Annotated in this window: 12 protein-coding genes and 2 pseudogenes; 5 read left to right on the forward strand and 9 right to left on the reverse strand. The window is 38.3% G+C overall.

All coding sequences use genetic code 11. The annotated features are described in order from the left end of the window. Window positions 1-109: 109 nt before the first annotated feature. Genes AC5SLP_RS06825 through AC5SLP_RS06835 form a run of 3 tightly spaced genes read right to left on the reverse strand, consistent with a single transcriptional unit; the run spans window position 110 to window position 9,896 of the window. Window positions 110-502 carry a hypothetical protein gene (locus AC5SLP_RS06825; RefSeq protein WP_495254410.1) on the reverse strand — a complete coding sequence of 131 codons (393 nt, stop codon included), beginning with the start codon at window positions 500-502 and terminating at the stop codon, window positions 110-112. Between the two features lie 12 nt (window positions 503-514). Next, window positions 515-8,224: a two-partner secretion domain-containing protein gene (locus AC5SLP_RS06830; protein WP_495254411.1), complete on the reverse strand. Its 7,710-nt coding sequence runs from the start codon at window positions 8,222-8,224 to the stop codon at window positions 515-517. Between the two features lie 37 nt (window positions 8,225-8,261). After that, window positions 8,262-9,896, reverse strand: a complete 1,635-nt coding sequence (locus tag AC5SLP_RS06835) for a ShlB/FhaC/HecB family hemolysin secretion/activation protein (protein ID WP_495254412.1) — start codon at window positions 9,894-9,896, stop codon at window positions 8,262-8,264. Between the two features lie 776 nt (window positions 9,897-10,672). Here AC5SLP_RS06835 and AC5SLP_RS06840 point away from each other — a divergent pair. The 3 genes and pseudogenes from AC5SLP_RS06840 to AC5SLP_RS06850 all read left to right on the forward strand — a co-directional run. Next, window positions 10,673-11,767, forward strand: a pseudogene (locus tag AC5SLP_RS06840) (FIST signal transduction protein); the annotation flags it as partial. A gap of 408 nt (window positions 11,768-12,175) precedes the next feature. Continuing rightward, window positions 12,176-12,586, forward strand: a pseudogene (locus AC5SLP_RS06845) (methyl-accepting chemotaxis protein); the annotation flags it as partial. A gap of 203 nt (window positions 12,587-12,789) precedes the next feature. Next, window positions 12,790-13,011: a CDGSH iron-sulfur domain-containing protein gene (locus AC5SLP_RS06850; RefSeq protein ID WP_495254413.1), complete on the forward strand. Its 222-nt coding sequence runs from the start codon at window positions 12,790-12,792 to the stop codon at window positions 13,009-13,011. A 29-nt stretch (window positions 13,012-13,040) separates the two neighbouring features. Here AC5SLP_RS06850 and AC5SLP_RS06855 read toward each other — a convergent pair whose 3' ends face one another. Together AC5SLP_RS06855 and AC5SLP_RS06860 are read right to left on the reverse strand one after the other, a co-directional pair. Next, on the reverse strand, window positions 13,041-13,244 hold the full coding sequence (locus tag AC5SLP_RS06855; protein WP_495254414.1) for a CPXCG motif-containing cysteine-rich protein: 204 nt from the start codon (window positions 13,242-13,244) through the stop codon (window positions 13,041-13,043). 23 nt (window positions 13,245-13,267) lie between these two features. Continuing rightward, complete coding sequence (locus AC5SLP_RS06860; protein ID WP_495254415.1) at window positions 13,268-13,576, reverse strand: hypothetical protein; 309 nt, start codon at window positions 13,574-13,576, stop codon at window positions 13,268-13,270. A gap of 135 nt (window positions 13,577-13,711) precedes the next feature. Between AC5SLP_RS06860 and mmuM the strand changes: the two genes are divergently transcribed. Further along, on the forward strand, window positions 13,712-14,644 hold the full coding sequence (mmuM, locus tag AC5SLP_RS06865) for a homocysteine S-methyltransferase (RefSeq protein WP_495254416.1): 933 nt from the start codon (window positions 13,712-13,714) through the stop codon (window positions 14,642-14,644). 27 nt (window positions 14,645-14,671) lie between these two features. Beyond that, the gene (locus AC5SLP_RS06870) at window positions 14,672-14,890 is read left to right on the forward strand and encodes a hypothetical protein (RefSeq protein WP_495254417.1); all 219 of its coding nucleotides are present in this window, start codon (window positions 14,672-14,674) and stop codon (window positions 14,888-14,890) included. Window positions 14,891-14,929: 39 nt separating this feature from the next. Here AC5SLP_RS06870 and AC5SLP_RS06875 read toward each other — a convergent pair whose 3' ends face one another. From AC5SLP_RS06875 to AC5SLP_RS06890, 4 genes are read right to left on the reverse strand one after another with little or no spacing between them, the layout of a single operon-like run. Then, window positions 14,930-17,959 (reverse strand): efflux RND transporter permease subunit, encoded by a 3,030-nt coding sequence (locus tag AC5SLP_RS06875; protein WP_495254418.1) that lies wholly within the window; start codon window positions 17,957-17,959, stop codon window positions 14,930-14,932. Between the two features lie 3 nt (window positions 17,960-17,962). Beyond that, entirely contained in the window at window positions 17,963-18,661 is a 699-nt protein-coding gene (locus AC5SLP_RS06880) for an efflux RND transporter periplasmic adaptor subunit (protein ID WP_495254419.1), read from the reverse strand. Further along, the gene (locus AC5SLP_RS06885; RefSeq protein ID WP_495254420.1) at window positions 18,658-19,887 is read right to left on the reverse strand and encodes a TolC family protein; all 1,230 of its coding nucleotides are present in this window, start codon (window positions 19,885-19,887) and stop codon (window positions 18,658-18,660) included. Before AC5SLP_RS06885 ends, AC5SLP_RS06880 begins: the two co-directional genes overlap by 4 nt. Next, window positions 19,884-20,498, reverse strand: a complete 615-nt coding sequence (locus AC5SLP_RS06890) for a TetR/AcrR family transcriptional regulator (RefSeq protein ID WP_495254421.1) — start codon at window positions 20,496-20,498, stop codon at window positions 19,884-19,886. The genes AC5SLP_RS06885 and AC5SLP_RS06890 overlap by 4 nt, the downstream gene beginning before the upstream one ends. Window positions 20,499-20,542 lie beyond the last annotated feature (44 nt).

Consider the following 20,542-nt stretch of genomic DNA (forward strand, 5'->3'; position numbering starts at 1 on the left):
TCAAATACATAATTTAAGATAACTATATATACTCCTAACCATACTAAAAAAGCTATAATTATGAAAAACAAACCTTCAAGAATTTCAAAGATTTCATCAAAATGTATTTTCATTGCAAATCAGCTCTTAGCCATACTTTTAAATCTTCGTCTGTAAGGGTCGAAAGATATTGAATATATTCTTCTACAGAACATAAAGCATCACCTTTTCCATGAAGAAACACTTTTCCTTGTTTGTATTCACTACTCAATAATGTTGCAACATATAGCTCATAATATAAATAATATCGTACTTCTTCAATTGTGTGAAATCCACTATCTGGGGGATAGCTATCGTCAAATGATGACATAAAAATTTCATTATGCAAATAAAATATTTTCTCTTTTAATGCATTTGATATATCTAATTTTTTCTCATATTCAATATAGTGTGTCAAACCTTTATGATCTATTTCCCATAAGGCACCACCCAAATATTCCAAATTCAAAATAATATTTTTCATTCTCTTGTCCTTTTAATATGGATGCGCAGTTACAATATAACCGTTTTCACTGACACCAACAGCTACTTTTTGTACTTTACCTTTAAAAACAATTTCATAAACGTTTCTTATGTTTTTACCAGAACCTACCGTATCGATTATTTTGCCATTTGTTACTGCATTCATGATTAATTCTGGAATATCAGCCTTTGCAATACCTTTGTCCAAAAATTGTTGAGTACGTTCTGAACGTAGGAGATGCTCTAACCCAGCACCTTTGGTAGCTTTACCAGTTTCATCAAATAATTGATACCCCTTTTCCAACCACACAATTTTACCATCAACTTTAGCTATCGATACAATCTTTTCAGGACTTATTTTCAATCCTTCTTCTATAGCTTCTTTAATGAGCTTTTTAGCAGCCATATCTGTTAATTTGACACTGACGCCATCGATGAACATTACACCAATACTTGCAACATTAAGTGCTGTTACAATGGCATCTACTTTAGCATTTGTATTGGCAACTTCTTCTTTTTTCTCTGCATAGATTGCTTCAAATGTGCTGTCGCTATCTTTTGTTAATGCTTTGAAATCAGCGCTATTGGCAAGTGTTTTTTTAATCTCTTCTTGGCTTAATCCTATTTCGATAAGAATTTTGATTTTATCTTGTACTGTTCCATTTTGCAATACTTTTGCTCTTTCAATGTCCGATAAATTCCAAAATGCTTCATTATCCATTCTCCCATCACCATTTGCCGCTTTTTTAGCATCGGCTTCATAGGCTTTGGTATTGTCATCTAAAGTCTTAGCATCAGCTGCGGAAGGTTTTTTGATCTCATCTTGAGATACTTTGGTGGTATCGAGTTTGGTATTATTGTACGTTTCAGAACTAAAGTCCATTCCATCCATTGAGTATTTACCAAAGGTATCGGCATACTCTTCTTGAAGTTCTTTAGTCTCTCTTGGTCGTGTTTGTCCTTCATTCATTCTGACATGGGCTACTTCATGTCCCATTGTATTTGCGGTATCGAGTGCTCCTTGATTGCTTTGGTTATCGATGTAAACATTGGCATTTGTTCCCTCGGCGTTCGTATAGGTTGAACCAAATTTAGCCAATGTGGCTGATTTTGCGGATTCTATGCTGATCCCGTATTGGTAAGCATAGATTTGCGCATAAGCATTGAGGGCTTCATCTCTTTGTGCTTGGGTATAGAGTGTTCTTGTTTTATCATCAAGGATAGCGACGTATTCACCACCTTTTTTAAGAGCAAACTCTTTTTGCACATCAAGGTCGGTGTCCACATCACCGATATGATTAAAGGTGTCTGTGAGTTTAAAGGCATCTTTTGTGGCAACGTCACCGATGGCTTCGCCGACACGTTTCGCTTTTTCCACATCTTCAGCAATCTGTTTTCTACCATCTTCTGTGAGTAACCTATGATCCAATGTAGCCGTGACCGAAGTACCCGCATTGCCAGAGTAGAGGTCTTTGTTCACTTTTGTGGTATCGCGGTTAAGTCGTTCAAGATCATCGGAGCTTTCCGTATCTTTGACTGTTAGGTTTCCTTGTCCTACTGTAGCTAAGGTTTTAGAACTGCTATAACCCATCTCATTAGAAAGGGAAAGGGTAGAGGAGTTTACTTTTCCTGTAGTCTCTTCGACATTAGTTTGTGTATTTTTGCCTGTCGTATAACCAATGTTGGTTCCAACACTGTAAGCGTTACTGGAGCTATACTGAGAATTGGTAGAATTAGTAAAGGTGAGGGTACCCGTACTAAGGTTTAGGTTACCGTTGTCTTTAAACTCTCCTTGGTCATTGGTATCGCCTGCGGCAATGAGAGCACCTTTGACATTGGTGTTGCCTTCTACTTCGACATTGACTTTATCGCCTGTTAAAGAAGTAAGAACGGTTTGTTTACTTTGACTATTGCCTGCATTGGCTCCATAACTCGCTCCTGTACTGCCAAGACCATCTCCTATTCTTGCACCTGGGGTATTGTTGCGTTCATTTTGTATAGCTTTTGAGTCAGAAGTGTACTCTTTATCATTCCCTAATGAACCACTCACACTGACATTAAATCCTTTGGAGTTAGAGGAACTACTGTCACGTAGGGATTCAACACTTAAGTCACCTCCGACTTTAACATTGAGTGTGTCATCTGCTTTTACGGTTGCACCTTTAAAAGAAGCATCGTTGGTGGTTTCGATATTGATGTTTTTAGCAAGGAGATTGGAATTGGTATTGGTGGTACTATCACTGCTCTCATGGCTTTGTCCATAACCAAGTGTGGCACCCATACCACTGCCTCCACCGTACATGGTCATCGAAACCGAACCTGAGATGTCTTTACTGTCTTGTTTCGAACTTGTGGTATCGGTTGAAGCATTTACATGTAAATCATGGGTTGTAATGTTTAGGTTATCTTCAGCCACCACGTTTGAACCGCTGATAGTAGTTGTGGTCTCTTTAGTCGTATTGGTTTGTATAAGGATGTCATTACCATAGATGGAAGAGAGAAGGCTTTTGGTGGAAAGCGCGTCATTGATGAGCTGTGAGCCTTTCACATCGAGTGAAAGTCCTGCACTAAAGCCATACGTAGCACTGCTAGCACCTGCGGCAGCAATTTGAGTAGCAATGGCGGCACTTTTAGAGGCTAGATCGACTGCCGCTGCGGCAATGGCAGCAACATAATACTTTTCTTGGTCTTTGACATTATCGATGAGATCGGTTAAGTCTTCTATATCCGTCATGTCAATGCCTGCTTCTTTAGCTTTATAACGTGCTTTGAGAGCAGAGAGGGTGGACTCTAATTTGCTGACTTCATCTTTGTACTTGCTATAGTCATCTTTGACCTTCTTAAGTTGCTCTGCAGAATCCGCGGCGGCTTTTATGGTGGAAGCGACTTCGACGTATTCATTTTGCACGGTAAGGCTTATTTCTGCACTGGCGTGTTTGTCTTTACTGTTCTCGCTGTACGTGTCTATAGACTCTTTGATGGTGACATCACCTTCTTGAGTACTAAGACTGACCGTTTTTGCCGCATCAAGGGTTGAACCGTCCACTGTGATATCTTTTTTAGAATCCATCACGATGTCACCGCTTTTACTGGTTACAGACGAGCTTTTATGGGTTAGACTATTGGTAGTTTTTGCTGTATCATCATAGGTAGCTTCGGCTATGGTGAGTTTAAGTTTGGTATCGCCTAATGATGGAGTAAGATTTTTTGCCGCTTCTAGAATACTGCCTAAACTTATCTCCATTTTTTTATATTCACTAGAAGTTTTTGCATTCTCTTCAGCGGAGAGTACATCTATGGAGCCTGTATTAGTAGTTGCTTTAATGTCTTTCTCAGCAGTAAGGTTGGAGCCAACGACTTTCGCATTTCCACTCTCTATGACGATATTATTGCCACTGTTGATGTTAGAAGATTTGGCAGAGACAGCTGTTGTATCGTCTTTTTTATATTCCATCTCGTAGATAGGCCCTGTTTTTGCAAGCCCAAGTGTTGCTAATGATGTAATCAAATTGCCTAAATTGAAACTGCTTTTTTTACTCCACTGTTCACTTTGACTAAACTCTTGTGCGGCAGCAATAAGCACTTCATTGGCGGCTTGAAGTTGTAAATCGGAAGCCGCGTCAATGTTAGAGCCGATAACTTTGATGTCATTGCCTGATTTCATGATGATATTCAACGCTTCGGTTCTAAGTTGTGCTTCTTTGGCATTTAGGGCATCTACTCTGTTCATTGAGGCACTTTTACTGAGTCCTCCCCATGAAGATTTTGTAGTGTAGTGCATTTCACCTTCACGGTACTGTTTAGTAAGCACGTTGATGTCTTGTTTCGCATCGACGACGATGTTATCTTTTGCAACTAAATTAGCTGCTTCTAAATTAACACTCGCGTCGCTTGATTGGATAAGGATGTTGTTTGCATTGAGCTTGCTTTGAACGACACTCTCTTTGTAAATCGTGTCTTGTTGGGTTTTTTTACCCATAAAACCACTGGATGTTTGAATCTTTGTGTCTTGATAGGTTGAATCATTTGTAGCTAAAATATTGACACCATCTTTACCTGCTAAAACTACATCTTGCGAAGCGGTAATGTCGGATGCCGTAACATTGACTTGATTCGCATTAAGCGTGATATTTTTTCCTTGAAGTGACGAAGAAGCGTTAGTAAGTGATTCGCCTTTGTTGTAACCTTTATTTAAACGAAAGTCGTACGATTCTTGAGTTGCAAGCGCTGTAAGATTGACGTTGCCTTCACTTGAAGAGAGCACGATGTCATTGGTGGCTTGCACGTTGGTATTGACAAGGTTGATGTCATTTTGTGTTTGCATCACAAGGTTGCCACCAGAGGTAAACTCTGATGCTTTGCCTTTTTCAGTAACAGTTTGGTAGCCTTGTCCGTAATGATACGTTTTATCTTGGGTGAGTGCAGTACTGCTAATGCTTTGGGCACTTAAACTCATATCGCCACCAGATTGGATGGTGCCACTTAGATTTTCAAGTTCACCACCCGATGCAAGAGACATCGCTCCTCCAGAGGTAATAGTGCCATTTTTATTGGTGAGTTTAGAGCCTGTAGAAACTTGAAGCGTCCCGGCTGAGGCGATTAATCCGTCATTGAGTAATGTATCTTTAATCACCAAATTAATCTCTCCTGCTGCAATTTTAGCACCATCGCTATTTATATTAGTGCTTGCAAGGTAAACTTCTGGAACCAGTACTTTCTCACCATCGACCATTTTTTCAACCATCCAGACGATATTTTTATTAAGGCGTGAAATTTGGTCTTGAGAAAGTGAGATGCCTACTTGTAGGTCTAATGAAGTTTGTAGACTAAGTGCATTATCCATTAATCCTTGAAATTGAGCCAGTTCAGAACCATAGCCATCAAGATAACGATTACCGCTGAGTCTCGTAACACTATTGCTGACAAGTTGTGTTTCATACATGGCATCGCCTAGGCGTTTGAGTGTCTTTTCAGGACGATAGTCAAGTTTTTTGAGCATATAATCGGAACTGATAAACGTGTTGTAGTTGGTATAAAGGGGATTTGCTTCGATGAGATAAGGATGGTCTTTGGCTTTATTGACCAAGAATGTGCCATATTTACCTTTTGGGAGCGTTATATTGTCTATAATTGTACTGCTGTTAGCTGTGTAATTCACCGCTTGCGTTTGAGAAAGCGGCGTGTGCGTATTTGTTTGGTATAAGCCTTCATTGGAAGAAATGATTTTATATTCAACACTACTTTGTAAACTAAGCGCAACATTTACTTCAGAACGTAACGAGTCAGCAGCACTTTCAAGACCTGTTGTGAGTGGCGTCACATCTAAAGTACTGAGTATTTGCGCATTTTGCGTAAAGAGATCATTGATGGCTGAGTTGGCATCGATAATATTTTGTTTTTTTGCCGTTGCATCGGCGACAACCGTAAGTGAGTTTGAAAGTGTCTCAAAATTAGTCAGATACGTCTCTCCTAATGTAATATTGTTTTTTAAAGTAGCTATCGTTGATTCTAAGGAGCTTGTATCGTGTACAATGCCATTCAATGTTTTTATAGATGAAACAACGGATATCAATGATGATAGTGTTGCCTTTTGTTCATCAAGTGTTTCTTGAAAACCTGTTCTTAAAGAACTTATATCATTTTTAAAAGTAGTTAAATCATCTAGCGTGGAAAGATTACGAATCATCGAATCGAGTGTTTGCGTGTCTGCGGCAATATCGATAGCATTTTCATTAGAGCTTGATAAAGACGTTGTCAGTTTCTGCAAGCTTGCAGTATTATTTTCAATACTATCAATTGTGGTTAGCTTTGTTTGAATCTGTTGGTTATCTAATGTGCCTAACTGATCGCTGATATTATTCAGGGTGACAATATTGCCAGAAATACTTTTTTTAGCTTGAATACCATAATTTGCAAGTGGATTTCTAGTTGTCTTGCTTTGCGTCAAAGTTCCTCTATACGCTGCAATAGAATGGCAACCATGTTTGACACCAGCTGTTTTTTTACATTTTTTTTGATAACGATATACTTGAGTTATTGTATCGGTTGTTGTGACAAGAACCTTTCCAATATTGTTTGCGAGCGTTGCATTTAGGATAATATTGCCATCAGATGCGATAAGAGAGTATGTATTATTTAACACTCCAAGATCAAGATTAATATTGCCAGAAGCAATGATTAGCGCAGGGTCTGTTGGCACATCAACAATATTTGTTTTTACAGAAGTCGTTACAATATCATAATCATAGGCACTTCCTTGTGAGACAGTTTTTGTTTCTGTTGAAGAAAGTGTATTGATAACGGGAGCATTCGCTATGTTATTGAGCGTTTTAGCTGTGATGTCCATGTTTGAATTTGATTGAATGAGTCCATAATTTATAACCGTATTGATTTTATCTTTGGCATTATTGGCGGCAATATTTAAACTATCGTCACTGTAGATAACGCCATCTGCTCGATTGGTAAGCGCATTTTCAATGAGCAGATTTATGACTTTATTGCTACGAATAACACCTGAATTATCAAGATTTATAGCAGTAATGTCCAAATTGTTTTTTGAATAAAAAGCCCCAGTATTATCGATACTATTGGCTTTTACATCCATCTTATAACCACCGATAAGTCCTTCATTATTGATATTTTGTGTAGCAATGATGCTACTTTTTCCTGCTCCAGAAAGGGCGTTGAGCTCACCTTGGTTATCGATGTTTTCTGCTACGACAGTCATATCCGAGGTTGCTTCAATGACTTTGTCGGTTGCAATGGAAAGTTTTTTACCTGCTGAAATCTCAACGATATTAGCCGTCATATCATCATTTAGGTTCACATTCGCACTTTGTGATGCAAGTTTTAATGTGCTACCTGCAACGACTTTTGAAGCGATGATGTCACCATCGGCACTGAGTTCTAAAGAATTTTGTGCTAAAACTTCAGGCGGAAGATTGACACCGATACCTTTATCGGTACTTCTAAGCGTTATGGTATTGGCATAAATGCCACCTAAAAGCGTCGAATCAAGCGCCACACCTAAGCCGCTTTTATTTTTTGAAGTGACTGTGCCGTTTAATGTAATCGTATTTTCTCCTGTGACAACATTTAGTTCATCGGCATAAAGTTTTGCGTTGAGTTCTAAAGCTTTTGCATAAAGATTCACTCTTGCAATATTATGGGCATTAAAACCATCTCCTTCTAGAACAATATTGCCACTACTTATATTAAATCCTTGAAGAAGATTACCATTCATCATTGGCACGCCTGTTGTCAGTGTTGCATTAGGAGTGTTGATAAACCCTCCACCGTTGATGCTGATACCATTAGGGTTGGCGATAATAACATCAGCCGCTTGACCTGCTACTTCGGTATAGCCTCGTAGTAATGTTTTACTTGTGCCAGTTATTTCATTGAGAATGAGTTTGGCTGCATCGCCTGTGAGATTTGGATTGTAAGAAATGTATCCTGCTAACTGAGTATTGGCAACAGATTTTGCATTATTAAGAATAAGCCCTTGTTGATCGACATTAAAATTAGAAAATTTATTGTGCGAAAGTCCCTGTGAATTAGGGGTGACGATATTGACGATAGGCACACCGTTTGGAGCTTTAAGAAGTTCTGCTTGGTTACTTTTAGGTGCTTTAACATCTACTGTAAGTTCAGCTGCAATTAGTGTTTGATTGAGTGTTAAAATGATGCTGACAATAACGGATACTACTTGTCTATTTGTCATGTATTTCCTTTGCATATGTTGCATTGTTTATAATGAATTAAAACCGATAATTGGCAGATACGCCAACAAATGTTTGAGAAACGCTTACATCTCGTTTTAAAAGAGGCATTGCATAATAAAGTGTCATATCAAAATCACCTTGTTTGAGCTTTACTCCAATGGTATCGCTGAATAATTTACCACCGTTGGTATCTTCTTCTTTCTTGATTTCACCATAATCCAATGCAATGAAATAGGTTTGATCAAAATATTCTAAAAATTTAACGTGTGGCGTATAAGAGAATTCGTTGCGTACATAAAAACCTGTATTTCCATTCAGGCCTTCTTTTTGGTATCCACGAACACTATAATGTCCACCAATGCTAATTTGATTGGTACTAAAAAGTTGGTCATTTGAGTGTTGGTAATGTCCACTTAGAGAATACTGAAAAGCATCAAGGCGTTTAACCATTGATGCATCAATCGTATAAAGAGAATATTTTTCATTCAAGGCTGTTGGATTGTGTGCATTGAACCAATCCGTACCTTGTGTATAATTCAAAGCGATATAAGTGTAAAAATCTACTGTTTGATACATATAATCTATCATCGCTCCCACTTTGGAAAGGTCATAGCTTGCTGTTTCAATGAGTGTTTTGCTTAAATAATTTTTGGTTTGATACTGTGATACTGAAGAGCCAATCGTTATACGATGAGATTCATTATGAAAAAGTTTGTAATTCAAGGATAGAGTGTACGTTTTTGTATCGCCATTAGAGGCGTATTGATTAATTCCTCCATAGACATATTGTTCATATGTGCTTTTTCTATAACTAAGTGTTGTTAATAAACGTCCTATAGGAAAAGAGTATTCATAACCATCACCGATAGAATTTTCATTTTGAAAATGTTTATCGGTGCTATTAAGATTGACAACAAATTGGTCATTAATACCTAAAGGGTTATCGACATTTAATGCAAGGCTACCTTGTTTATCGCCTGTTTTTTTAGTTCCAAAATTATTAATGCCAATACTACCATTGATACGATTTGTCGTATTGTTTTCAATACTGACATCGGTGTAACCCACCTCAGAGCTGGGAACCAGATCCATTTTAGCGTGATTGCTGGATAGTCGATTCATCGTCTCAACAGCATCTTCTAAATCACGTAGATTGAGATAATCGTCTTTTTGTCCCATAAACGCATTATTGATATAGAGTTCATCAGGAGTGATGCGTGCTATTTTCCCCTCTACAGCATAGAGCATCACTTCACCTAAGGAGATATTTTGAGGTTTAATGTACACTTGTGATGTAATATACCCTTTCTCAACGTATAGAGCTGTTAGTTGTCGTGCCAAATTAGATAAATCAGTAATCGAATTACATTTACCTTGATACTGATTGTAGAGAGCTAGTTTTTCATCCTGAGAGAGGAGGGTGATACCTTCATCTTTGATGGTTTTTATCAAAAAGCATTGTTCATCTTGTTTGGGCAAGAGTTCTGGTTTTTCAACATTGTAGCGTATAATATTTTCATCCTGGCGTTTGTCAAGTTTTTCAAAAACCTCTTTTTGTTTTTCAAATTGTTCGCGCTGATTGATAGCATCAGTAATTGAATATGCAAAAATTGCATATTTGTTTCCAAGAAGGCAAAGGAGGGCAAATATAAATCGAATACGAAAAGCCATTGAAATCCTTGTAAAAATCTTGTGTAAAAGGCAAAAAATGGAGGCATATTGACTTTTATGTATAAGCCAATTAACGTCTGCTGCTGAGTGAGGAATAGAGTGAAAAAGTGAGTGTTGAAGCAAAATAATACACTAAGTGATGTAAAGTTTCATTGCTCAGAGGTACTCATTTTAACTCAATTATATAGCCCCCGCTTTGAGAAAAATAATATAATTCTGATTATTTTATATGATATAAAGGCAGAATATTATTCTTTATTAGCTTAATTTTTATAATGATAAATATAAAAATGAGAAATTGTATACTAAATATACTTTTACAATAGAATGACTGCGTCTTATTAATTTTAACTAGGGCGATGCCTATTAGTATAACTTTGAAAATTACAGTTTTCAATAATTAGAGTAATGTGTTACCATCTTTTCCACTGTGCATACAAAATATGATAAATATCATGTTACTTTCTTATAGCTTTTGTTGGAGTGCAATGTTTCTCGAATGTGGCTTTAAGTTCGTCTTTATGGTGTGTGCGTTAGCATGAAAGGTAGTTAGACAATTGGTATGGAGGCTATTTTCACGCTATGAACTTTATATAAAATTGATTAACTAAAGTATTTAAAGTTTTGGTTGGTTATTTATATTATTTACTAAAAAGGAAGAATCGATGCTAAGTTTTTTTCGCTCTTCAAAACACCACAATGAATCTCCCGGTTTTAATGGCTCTTTCAATGCAGATGAAAATTCAGCCATTATGACATTAACATTGCAAGAAAACATGATTGCAACCTCCTGTACCAATTTATCTTTTAAACCCAAAGTTGTCTTTGGCTTTATATCACCGGCACTTGATTTTAACGCGGTTTCATCAAAGCTCAAGCAAGCGCTACCTTCAGATACAACCCTTATTCTTTCAACAACGGCAGGGGAATTGTGTAGTTTAGATGGGAAAAGCCCTCTTCCTTCTTTGTATTCTGTTGCCAATGCGGGCGAAGGTGACAATATTGTTCTGATTCTTTTTTCGCATGAAATCATTAGTGATGTTTATGTAGCGTCCATTCCTCTTAAAAGTGAAGATATGGCAACGAGCGCAAAGACGGCGCCACAGCGTATCGCCGCTATTGCTGAAGAGATTAAGAAAATACATGTTCCTTTTAAATTGGAGTATCAAAATACGTTTGGTTATACACTGATTGATGGACTGAGTGCTAGTGAAAGCTTTTTCATGGAAGCAGTCTATCAAGTAGGCAATATTCCCTGTCTTTTAGTCGGCGGTAGCGCCGGTGGCAAGCTTGATTTTAAAAATACCTATATTTTCAATGGTTCGCAGACGTTGCGCCATCATGCTGTCATTACGTTTTTAAAGTTTGCACCGCATTATCGCTTTAGTATTTTCAAAAGCCAAAATTTCAAAAAAACGACGACATCGTTTACGGTTTTAGCCGCAAATCCTATCGCTCGTACAGTCAGCGCTTTTTTAGACCGTAAAACCAATATGAATTTAAATGTCATCGAAGCACTGACAAGCTATTTTGGATGTGCTGCTAATGAGCTTGATGCTAAGCTCGCTCGTTATACCTTTGGTATCGAAATTGATGGTGAAATTTATATTCGTTCTATCGCTTCGGTTGATATAGCAAATAACATGCTGCATTTTTATTGTGATTTAGAAGCGGGTGAAGAGCTTGTTTTACTTGAAAAAACAGATTTTGTTCAAACGACCAGTCAAGATTTTGAAATATTTAAGAAAAATAAACCGCGAAAAGCTTTGGGCGCTATCTTTAATGATTGTATCTTAAGGCGATTGTGTAATGCCAATGACATCAATCATCTGAAATCTTTTGAGGGCATTCCTGTGGTTGGTTTTTCAACATTTGGTGAGCTTTTGGGGGTCAATATCAACCAAACATTGACGGCGATTTTCTTTTTTCGTGTCGAAGAAAACGATGTTTTTGAAGGCGATTATATAGACCATTTTGTACAAAAATATGCGGGATTTAAAAGCTATTTTCTCTCTCGAAAAATCAATCGACAAACCATGATTAACAATATCAATAAAGCAATGCTTGAGCAAATGAAACAAAGCATGCCGGTACTTCAGACGATAGGAGGAACGCTTCAGCATGCCGTGAGCGCGATTGATGCGATTGAAACACATCTGAGTCATGTGGAAGATGAATTTACCCTCTTCTCATCGAGCATGGAAAAAGGCAGTGCCGACAATGCTAGTCTTTCCATTGAAGTAGAAAACCTCACCAACAATGTACGCGATATTCGTATGGTTTTGAGTGTTATCTCTGATATCGCAGAGCAAACAAATCTTTTAGCGCTTAATGCGGCTATCGAAGCGGCACGTGCGGGTGAACATGGGCGAGGATTTGCCGTGGTTGCCGATGAAGTACGAAAACTTGCTGAACGTACGCAAAAAAGTCTTTCTGAAACAAACGTTTCTGTCAGTACTATTATTCAAGCAGTTGAGAGCATTAGCAAGACCATGGGTGGCGTGAGTAGTGGACTCTTAGAAGTATCGTCCAAAAGCAATGCCCTCTCTTCCGATATGGCAAACTTAGCGGAAAAAAGCCATGTGATTTCAAGCGAGCTTCGTTCACAATCGCGTTTAACCGATGATCTTAACGTCGAGCTTGGAAAACTAAGCGTTTATGAAAAAACACTGCACATCTTAAATCATTAACACTCTTGGGCATTTTGAAAATGGAATGCCCTCTTCTTCTTTTACATGTAAAACGTTGCGTGTACTTTTAATGATGGTACTTTTAGATTGTTTTATTGCATTATTGTCCAATAAATTTAAAAAGCATTGACATTGTTACTCATTCGTATTACGATGTTTATTAGATTTTTTGATCAATACAATTGAATCATAAAGGATACATTATGTCAGGATTTACACCCAAAGCCGTTGTATTAGAGGAAGGGAAAGAGTACTATTTTTGTAATTGCGGAAAAGGTCAAGATGGCGTTTTTTGTAATGGAGCACACAAAGGATCAGGCAAAGCTCCTCGTAAATTTAGTGTGAATGCTACGAAAGAATATCATCTGTGCACCTGTAAACAGTCCGCTAATTTGCCTTTTTGCGATGGCTCGCACGCCAAATAAGATGCATAAGGGGTACATCGTTGTACTCCTTAATATTCATTTCCTTCGATTTTAAAAACGCGCATTTGTGCATATTCGTCGTCTATTTTAACGACAACAATTTCAATAGGACGGCAACAGACGTAACAATCTTCAACATAGCTCTCTCCTGCTTCCATACTCGGGTCAATTTGAATGCTAAATTCTTCCCAACAATAAGGGCATGAAATTTTTGTTGTGATGACATCATGCATGCATGAAACCTATCAGTCGAGCGTTATTTTGTGGCATGGTATTTTTCTTCGATTAATTGGGTATATTTTTCTTGCAATTCAATGTATTTGGCTAAAAGCTTATGAAATTCTGCTTCGTAGTTCACTGCACGTGTTTGTTCCGATGTGTGAGGGTGTGGTTGAGATATGTGCTCAATAGGCGCACTTTCATCTATGATAAATTCTTGTTCATTCCCATCGACCTCTTTTTTAACCGTTTTGAGCTTGCCTGAATTGACCAGCTTGATAACAGCAAAAGTACTGAGTTTATTTTTAACCGCATATTGTTGGATGGAAAGAAGATTTTCGGGCATCTTGTTCCTTTTACATGTAAAAATTTCTATTATTGTAATGAAAGATGGTTGAAATGAAGGTATTTTTTAACGGCTAACTTGACATGTGCGAACAAATAGTGTATCTTGCCGCAAATTTATCTTTTTGAGTAGCTCATGAATCCCATTGAAACTCTCCTCTCACATCAAAAAGTTGGTGTAATTGACGGTGCTTTTGGTACAGAATTAGAACGCAAAGGGTATGACATCAACGATGCCTTATGGTCAGCTAAATTTTTGATGGAAAAACCTGAAGCGATTGCAGAGGTACATGCAGATTACCTCAAAGCAGGTGCTGATTTTATCACGACGGCGAGTTATCAAGCGACGTTTGAAGGCTTTATGAAACGTGGTTTATCGGAAATTGAAGCCAAAGCGCTTATTCAATCTGCCATTACCATTGCCCAAAAAACACGCGATACCTTTTGGGCGAATGAAGCCGTACATCATAATCGTTTAAAGCCATTGGTTGCAGCTTCCATTGGACCGTACGGTGCATACTTGGCGGATGGTTCAGAATTTAGAGGCAATTATGGACTCAGTTTGGAAGCATTGATGCAGTTTCATCGCAAAAGACTTTCCGTTTTGCTCGAAGTAAAACCTGATATACTCGCGTGCGAAACGATTCCGTGTCTTATTGAGGCGCAAGCGATTGTAACACTGTTGGAGACATTTCCAAATACCTACGCATGGGTGAGTTTTAGTGCACGAGATGGAAAACACATTAATAGCGGCGAGCGCATTCAGACTTGTGCAAAATGGCTTGATTCGCATGAGCAAGTCGCTGCAATGGGTATCAACTGTACGGCACCGCAGTATATAGAATCGCTCATTGATGAGATACGAGCTGTTAGTAAAAAGCCAATCATCGTCTATCCTAATGGCGGAGCGACCTATAATGCGCTTAGTAAAACATGGGATGGTGTGTCAAACAACGCAACCTATGGTAAAATGGCATACATGTGGTATCAAAAAGGGGCTAATTTAATTGGTGGATGTTGTCAAACAACGCCAGAAGATATTGCACAAATTGCCCAATGGGCACGATAATAAATTATTTAAAGGACTAGAAAAATTATGGGTGGATTACTCAACAACAGCGTTAAAATGGAAAATGGTTATAAATTAGCAGCACTTGCATCACAACAAAAATATATGCCAGCAACACCTTTGCATGAAAAACAGAGTAATGTGGGAGCTGTTAATTCAGATAAAGCAAAACTAAGTGATGCTAGAAAAGCCAAAGCGAAAGCCAAAGCAAAACAAGCTAAAAAAGATAGAAAGAGAAATAAATAAGAAGAGAGCTAGGCTCTCTTCTTTACATGTAAACTGCGTTTATTCTACTAAGCCTTTTTCATACCATTTTCGTAACCATGCATCCAACGGATACATAAACTTATAAATGGCTGGAACGACAAGCAGTGTGAGGATGGTCGAACTAAGAAGACCTCCGATAATCGCAAGTGCCATTGGAGAGTTCGCTTCATGTCCTGCTCCATGTCCAAAAGCAAGAGGTGCCATAGCGCCTATCATCGCAAATGTAGTCATCAAGATAGGACGAAGACGTTTTTCTCCAGCTTCTAAAAGCGCATCATCAATACTTTTGCCCTCTTTCACGGCTCTGTTTGCAAAATCCACAACCAAAATGGCGTTTTTACCCACCATTCCTAAAAGCAAGATGATACCAATCATAACAAAGAGGCTAAAAGAGTTCCCACTTAAATAAAGGGCTATCATAACACCCGTAAATGAAAGTGGCATTGAAATCATAATAATAAAAGGCTGAATGACCGATTCGTACAGCGCTGCTAAGATAAGGTAAATCAAAATAACGGCAAGTAAGACAGCTGCACCAAATGCTTTATTGGTATCTTGCATATTTTCAACATCACCGGTATAGCGATAATGATACCCTTGCGGCAAAATATCGTTGATTTTTGAATTGATAATGGCGATGATTTTATCAAGCGACGTGTTAAACATATCGGCGGTGACCAGTACTTTTCGCTCTCTATCAAAACGGTTAATAGACGCCGTACCCGTACCTTCATTCATTTCAATGAGTCCTTCAAGAGCGACAAAATCACCACTACTGTTACGTACTTTTAGTTTTTTGAGGTCTTCAAGGGATTGTCTAAATTTATCGTTATAACGAACCGTAATGTCAAATTGTCTGCCATTATCTTCAAAATAAGAGACAGCACTATCACTAGAATAGGCTGAGCCTAAAACAGCGATAATATCTTTGACGCTGACTCCTACTCTTTGAGCATTTTCGCGTAAAACGGAAATTTTAACTTCAGGTTTGCCGCTTTCATAATCGCGGTCCACATCAACAATACCTTGTGTTTGTTTTAGCATATCCATGAGTTTCACTGAAGCGGTATCAAGATGTTCTAGGCTATCTCCTGTAATGACCACTTGAACGGGTGCCGTTGTGCCACCTGTATCAAAATCATCTACTTTTGCCACCGTAATGACCATATCTTTATAGCTTTTGAAAACATCACGATAGCGTTGAATGATATGTTCTTGGTTTTCTTCACGTTCTTTAACCGGTTTGAGTTTCGCATAGATTTTTGCTTTATGAATCTCTTGCGCTGAATCATAGCCGATAGACACAATAGAATACTCAATATTTTTATCTTCTTTAAGCAAGGCATCCATCGGCGCAACTTTTGCTTTCATTGTCTCAAGGTTAATGCCCACAGGCGCTTTGATTGCGATTTGAAATTCGCTGTTATCTTGCATCGGTAAAAAGCTCATGCCTACTTTGAGCGTGGTTGAAAAAACAAGAACGGCTATGGTGGCGATAATAGTGATGGTTTTAAAACGCAAAATTGGTTTTAAAATCGCGACATAGCTTTTATCTATGGCTTTTAAAATAGGCTCCGTTGCATAGTAAAACTTGCTCTCTTTTGCACTTAAAACCCTCGCTCCAACACTTGGAATAAACATAACCGCAACAAGATACGAGATAACAATACCCGCCGCAACCGTCATCGCAAACGAGTTAAAGAACATACCAACGATACCATCCATAAATGCAACGGGGATAAAAACCGCTAAAAGAACCGATGAAATCGCAAGAATCGAAAAGGCTACTTCTCTAATACCTTCAAAAGAGGCTTGAAAAGGAGGTTTACCCTCTTCCATCTTTTTCATAATATTTTCGATGACAACAATAGCATCGTCAATAAAGATACCAATGGCAAGCGTTAAACCAATCAGTGTCAGACGATTGAGGTCATACCCTAGCGCTTTAATAATGGCAAAGGTACCGATAACAGATGTTGGAATAGCCAGTGCAGAAACAACCGTAGCCGTAACGTTTCGTAAAAAAGAGAAGACGATGACAATCGCTAAAAAAGCACCGAAAATCAGGTCGAAACGAACGTTGTCAATATTGACCATAATTTTTTCAGACTGATCTTGAAGCACTTTAATCTCAAAGTGTTCTCCCGCTAAGAGTTGCAGTTTTGGAAGAGCTTTTTTAACATCGTTAATGATATTTAAGGAGTTCTCACCCGAAATCTTTTTGACTTCTATAGTAACACCACGTTGTCCGTTGTAAGAAGAAAAACTTTTAGCATCACTTAGTCCATCTTTGATGACGGCAACATCTTTGAGCCTGACTCCTGGTTTAAGCAAAATGTCACCAACTGCTTCAATATCTTGGGCATCGCCTTCGGCTTTGATGATGATTTCTTGTGTTTTATCCACCATCTTACCGGCACCTTGCTTGATATTCTGCTTTGCAATAATATTGCTGACTTCAGAAGAGCTCAAAGCATATTTGCCTAGTAAAAATGGGTCAATGAAAATACGAATTTCTCTGTCTTGATACCCTACGATATTAATTTCACCCACGCCTTTGATACGTTGAAGCTGAGGTTTGAGTTTTTCATCCGCTAGACGCATAAGCGCTTTGGTATCATCACCTTTATCGGCAATAAAAAGACTAACAACCGCTCCTGTAGCACCTAACTTCTTGACAATAGGTTTATCGACTTCTATCGGAAGTTTTACCGCGCCAATTTTATCGCGAACGTCGTTGGTAGCAACATTTAGGTTTTTGTTGAGTTTAAATTGAACGGTTACGACACTAAATCCCTCGTAGCTAGTAGACATCAATTTGTCGATACCATCCACACCCGAGACCGCTTCTTCAATCTTATCGGTTACTTTGGTCTCAACAGTGGACGGGTCAGCGCCATTATAGGTTGTTTGTATCGTAACAACAGGAAAATCAACATTAGGATAGAGATTGATTGGCATCGTATTGTATGCCATCAATCCAAAGACGATAAAAGTTAAAACGCCCATTAACGTTGTAATGGGTCTATTAATGGCTAATTTATACATGCATTATTCCAGTATAATCGTACCATTGCCAAAAAGGCCTGGCAATAAATCTTTGGTTTTAACTTCTGCTTGCATCTCACGTGTCGCTGTTATAACGGTAGGATAGACTTTTGAAATGGTTCCTTCATACGTTTTATCACTGCCATCGACTTTATAGACAAATTTTTGCCCTACTTTGACTTTCGTCCAATACTTCTCATCAAATTTTAAAACCAATTTGATGTCATGTGTGCTTTCTACGGTTAGCAGTTTGGTTTGAGAACCCAAAACGATATTGCCAAGCTCTGTATTTTTCTTAGTAACCACCAAATCATAAGGCGCTCTTAGTTCCGTTTTTTGAAAGATAATCTCTCTGTTTTTTGCATTTAAAAGTGCAATGTCTCTATCATACAAGTAATTATCCATCTTTTCTTTGTCTATGACATCGGCAATGGCTGCGTAGCGATTGTAGGTTTTTGTTGCATGTTCCGCTTGTTTTCGTGCACTTTCATATTCATTTTTTTCTTGGGCGTTATTTAAAGCCAATAACAAATCGCCCTTTTTAACACGATCTCCTACATTGACATACATTGTGCCAACCACACCAGAAACAGAAAGACCGAGTTCGGAGCTTTTTTCGCTGATGACATCAAACGTAGCGTACACATCATCTGCAAAGACATGTGTGAGTAGTAGTAAACATGATAACACTATTTTTTTCATTGGATAGCTCCTTTTATCTCTTTGCCCATCTCATAAAGAAGGACGGCTTTTTGGTATTCTGCATCGTAACGTGCAGCTTGAAGCCCTGATTGGGCGTTGTATTTGTCACTTAAGGCGTCTAAATACGAGACGTTATTGACAATGCCTTGTTGAAATTTCTTTTTAACCAGTTCATAGGTCATGTCAGAGGCTTTGAGTCTTGCTTCGGAAGCTTCTATTTTTGCTAGTGCGCTTTTGTAGCTATTTTGAGCGCTTTTTAAACTGGCACTGGCTTTGTTTTTTTCATACGCCAATTCACTGTTTTTGGAAAGATAGGCATAACGCGCGGATTCATACGATGAGGCTGTTGAGCCAAAATCAAAAATTTTCCATTGAAATCCAAGTTGAACCGTATTTTGATAATCTTGATCCGTGTCGTACATATGATTTGCATATTGGTACTTAAATCTTGAATAGGTATCTTCCAATGTCACGGTTGGCAGAAACGGTGATTTGGCAGCTTTTGCTTCCGCTTCACTGCTGCGAACACTTTCTTCCAACGCCAGAATATCTAAACGCGTAGCGTCATGACTTCCCTCTTCTTGTAAACGGATGGTAGAACCTGCTTCTACGTTCACTCGTGTACCGGTGAGATACTCTAAAGTATTGAGCGTGTTGTTGAGTGTATTATCAAGATTGAGCAAGTCTACTTTGGTTTGTTCTATACTTGAGATGATTTTTTGAACTTCATCGCCTGTTGCACCGCCGACTTGGAGAAATTTTTCCAAGCGATAGCGTTCCGCATTGAGTTGTTCAAGTTTTTGTAAGGTCGCTTCTTTTGATGCGAGTGTACTTAGATAGCTGTAATAGCCATAAATCACATTGAGTGAGACGTTGTTTTTTGTGGAAGAGAGTGAATAGGTCGCACTATTGACCAAGGCTTGTTGTTGCTCAAAAAGTGCTTCCCTCTTACCGCCATCGTAAATCGTAAAAGAGGCTTTTGCATAGCCTGTTCGGCTTTTTTCAGGTGCTAGCATGGTTTCTATTTCATTGTACGTGGCATTACCACCCAGTGTAATGCTTGGAAGATAGCCAGACTTGATAGACGACTCTTTTGCTTTAGCCGCATCTAATGTGTAGTTTGATGCTTCAACCGATTTGTTCTTACTCGCAAGCTCGAGTAAGTCAGTCAAATTTCCAGCACTGAGCAGAAGCGGAAAGAGACAGATAAATCCTACGTGTTTCATGATTCTTTCCTTTTAAATTGTTTGAGTAGAAAAAGGATGTGCTGTGTGAGTGTGCCTTGTGCTTCATAAAAGCCCATATTGCCAGCTTTGGCTCGAATCAATATTCCTTTGAAAAGCATAATAATGGAATATGTCAGCAAATCAACATCAGGAATCACAAATTCACCTCTCTCAACGCCCTCTTTAAGGCATGCAGAGATGAAATCATAATCTTCTTGGATAAAACGTTCAAAATATGAAGTATAAAGTCCTGATTGATCAACAAGCAGGGTACTGACAAAATGTTGATAGAGTGTCAGCATCTGTTCTCTATTGTATTCTTTATCGCACTCGCTAAAGTTAAAATATTCCAAGATTTTTTCTTTTGCGCTCATCTCAGGTCTGATTCGTTGTTGATATGCTTCATCGTGCTGCTGGGAAAGCATATCCCAAATGGCAAAGATAATCTCCTCTTTGTTTTTAAAATAAAGATAGATGGTTCCCTTTGCAACGCCTGCACTTTTTGCTATCTCATCAATACTTGTTTGAGCAATGCCTTTGCTCGTAAAAAGATCGATAGAAGCGCGTGCAATGTCCAGTCGTTTCTCTTCTTTGTCTATGATACGTGCCATAGAATTCCTTTAATGAATGACCGTCAGTCATTTATTTTTGAGAA

The organism is Sulfurospirillum sp. E15m (assembly GCF_059415145.1).